General features: G+C 51.3%; 3 protein-coding genes and 2 pseudogenes. All 5 read right to left on the bottom strand.

What is annotated here, in order from left to right; translation table 11 throughout:
- Positions 1-205, bottom strand: a pseudogene (locus H3T88_RS08775) (hypothetical protein); the annotation flags it as partial.
- Between the two features lie 355 nt (positions 206-560).
- Positions 561-1,367, bottom strand: coding sequence for a hypothetical protein (locus tag H3T88_RS08530; RefSeq protein WP_198204288.1), 807 nt, complete (start codon positions 1,365-1,367; stop codon positions 561-563).
- Positions 1,364-2,065, bottom strand: coding sequence for an ATP-binding cassette domain-containing protein (locus H3T88_RS08525; RefSeq protein WP_015021682.1), 702 nt, complete (start codon positions 2,063-2,065; stop codon positions 1,364-1,366). The genes H3T88_RS08530 and H3T88_RS08525 overlap by 4 nt, the downstream gene beginning before the upstream one ends.
- Positions 2,066-2,224: 159 nt before the next feature.
- Entirely contained in the window at positions 2,225-2,419 is a 195-nt protein-coding gene (locus H3T88_RS08520) for a hypothetical protein (RefSeq protein WP_198204289.1), read from the bottom strand.
- A gap of 109 nt (positions 2,420-2,528) precedes the next feature.
- Positions 2,529-2,719, bottom strand: a pseudogene (locus H3T88_RS08515) (amino acid ABC transporter permease); the annotation flags it as partial.

Raw genomic sequence — 2,719 nt, 5'->3', positions numbered from 1 at the left:
CCTTGTGCGGATCGACCAGCGTGTCGGGCTGGGTTCTGTCATAGCCCTGGATGTAGCGGGTCTTCCTCCAGTGCTGGATGGAGGCGTTAGATCCACGGTGATGTGCATGGTACTGCAACCATGCTGTGTGGCTCGATTGGGCCGACAGAGCGCCAGTGAGCCCTTGATTTGGCAGGCCTTGCGTCCGCTCTTCTGATACACACATTGCGTTCTGGATGCTCCGTACGGAGTGGAGGATGCTCAGGTCGGAGCATGGTCCGGTCATGGCCGGATGCCTGACTGTCGCCGCTGCGGGCTGCATTGCAGTGGTGCTTGCGTACGACTGGCCGCACTTCCTTTCCGTGGTTTGCGCGCCCGATTTTGGGAGTGCTCGGCCTGTGAGGGATGCTAGTCCGGCCATGAATTGCTGGCTGGGCTGCGGCTCGCCGTGTTTCATTGGCCTCCGGAACCCATCTCCCAAATTGCGCACCGGAAAGGCATATCTTTTCCCAGTCCTTGTTGATTTTCGGAACTATGTGCTGTTGTGTATTGGCCTCTCTGCAGGGACGAATACACAACAGCTATTTGATGTAGTTCACTGGGACTCGTCCGATGATCCATTTCCAGAGGAGGTAAAAGACTATGATCAACAGGAGGTTTGCCACGATGACGGTGAATGTCATAGTTCCTAAAGCCGATGTGTTTGTACTTGTTGTACTGTTCCAGACCATGATAGGCAGAATGTTGATGTGCTGGCTGGCCCCTTTGAAAGCTGTGTTATATCCAACAGCCCATGCCAGTGTATTTTGGTGATGTAGACGCGGCACTAGCACTACACAAATTTCGGCAATCGTCACAGCTACATATGTTCCGACTGTGGTGATGGCGGGTACGACAATGTTACGGAAGACGAAGGATAGATAGGCTGCAACGAGAATGATGAGAATGAAGGCTGCTATTCCCAGAAGACGTGAGAACCTATCATAAACAAGAACCTTGAGCAGGTCGCCGCCTTTCAGTGAGGTGGGCAACGAGCGTGCCAGTATCGGACTTTCCAAGATGGTGAGCACGGACAATATGCAGAAGAATGTCCACGCCTTTATCCGCAATCCTGTTGTTTTGTTTCCAAGCAACGTGAGCAGAAGATAATCGTTTGCGCCATTTCCATATCGAAACAGTTCAAAAGCAAAATAACAGACGATGAAGCACCAGACCAGCATACGTATTGACAATGCTATGCTGGAGGCCGCAGAGTCGGTTTCGCATATGAGAGCGATGCCGTCACAGACGGCTAGGGCAAGTATCCCTGCAATTGCGGGATACAGGTATTTACGGAATTGTATCCGAATCTCATTGAAAAGCATCGTAAGACGAGGTTGTTTGCTCACTGTTCCGACATCCTATTTTTGAAGGCCTGCTCTAATGTTCCCGATTTCTTTTTGAAGCTCTCCACGGAATCATTCGCGATGATATGGCCGTCGTTGATCATGATCACTTGTGAGAATATATCCTCTATTTCTGCAATAATATGAGTGCTCATGAGCACGGTGGAGGTCTTGTTCAGTGATTGCTGCATAAGCGCGAGCAGCTTGTCTCTGGTGAATGGATCAACCGATGTCAACGGCTCGTCAAGCGCATATAGAGAACAGTCTCGTGAGAAGCTGAGAATAAGTTGAACCTGCTCATTCTGCCCCTTTGAGAAAGTTCCCAGTTGGCGGTCTAATGGCAGTCCCAACTGGTGAAAAAGATCAAGTGACTTTTCCCGGTTGAAATCCGCATACCTATTGGAGAAAAGATCGACGCACTTGTTGATGTTCAGGAACGGGTAAAGGTAGGAGGTATCCGGGACATACGATATATCATCAGGAGAAGGTGATGTGAGGGTGCCCGAGAACCTATTGATAAGGCCTGTCAATGATCTGAGTAGGGTGGTTTTCCCGGCTCCGTTTGGTCCGAACAGGCCAATGATCTGTCCGTTGAGTGCGAATCCGCCAGTTTGAAGATCAAGCACTTTCCTCCTGCCATAGTGCACAGAGAAATCAGCGAATCTTACATTTTCAGTATCTATAATATGTTTCAGGAGCATATAAAGTATCTCCATATATTAGTCAGTAGTATGGCTGTTGAGTATATTGCCATACCATAGCTTAGATAATGTATAATTTTTGCAGTTGTCCCATAATCGCGTATATGCTTAGGCTGAGCTTCACCGATTATTGTGAATAGTACTTTCTGCCCGTCCGACTTAAGTATCGGTATGGCGTTCCATCTCCTGGTGCGGCCAGGGGGTGATGCCCCGGGAAGCCACCCAGGAGAAGAAGCGGTCGTAAATCTGATCCTCGGTCAGGTTGCGGGGGCCTCCCGCCTCGGGGACCAGGTCGCCCAGGGAGGGAGGCTGGTCGGTTGGGGCGGTTGAGGAATCAGCATGTTCTTGGACCATATCCACCGGCCTATCCGGCCAGGCACACAAGTCCGGCCGGGCACAGGCTTCGTCAACTAAGTCCAGAAACGGGAAAGCCGCCAGACAGGGAACAGCAAGGAGCTCTTCGTCAGCTCCTGTTCTTGCTGTCTTTGTCGCTGCCGCCTTTCTTCTTCTTCCTGGTCTTCCCCTCGGCTTTCTGCTCACCACCGGAGCGGCTGCCACGGCCGGGTTTAAGGAAGTCCGGAATCTCCAGACTCGCCTTGTGCGGATCGACCAGCGTGTCGGGCTGGGTTCTGTCATAGCCCTGGATGTAGCGGG

The organism is Bifidobacterium sp. W8110 (assembly GCF_016101375.1).
Taxonomy (GTDB): Bacteria; Actinomycetota; Actinomycetes; order Actinomycetales; family Bifidobacteriaceae; genus Bombiscardovia; species Bombiscardovia asteroides.
The sequence above is the reverse complement of the archived record's forward strand: the minus strand, read 5'-3'. Positions and strand labels throughout refer to the sequence as shown.

Bases quoted from the DNA above. Each gene is read 5' to 3' on its own strand.
- H3T88_RS08520 (WP_198204289.1), bottom strand. From the start codon at position 2,419: ATGGTCCAAGAACATGCTGATTCCTCAACCGCCCCAACCGACCAGCCT.
- H3T88_RS08525 (WP_015021682.1), bottom strand. From the start codon at position 2,065: ATGCTCCTGAAACATATTATAGATACTGAAAATGTAAGATTCGCTGAT.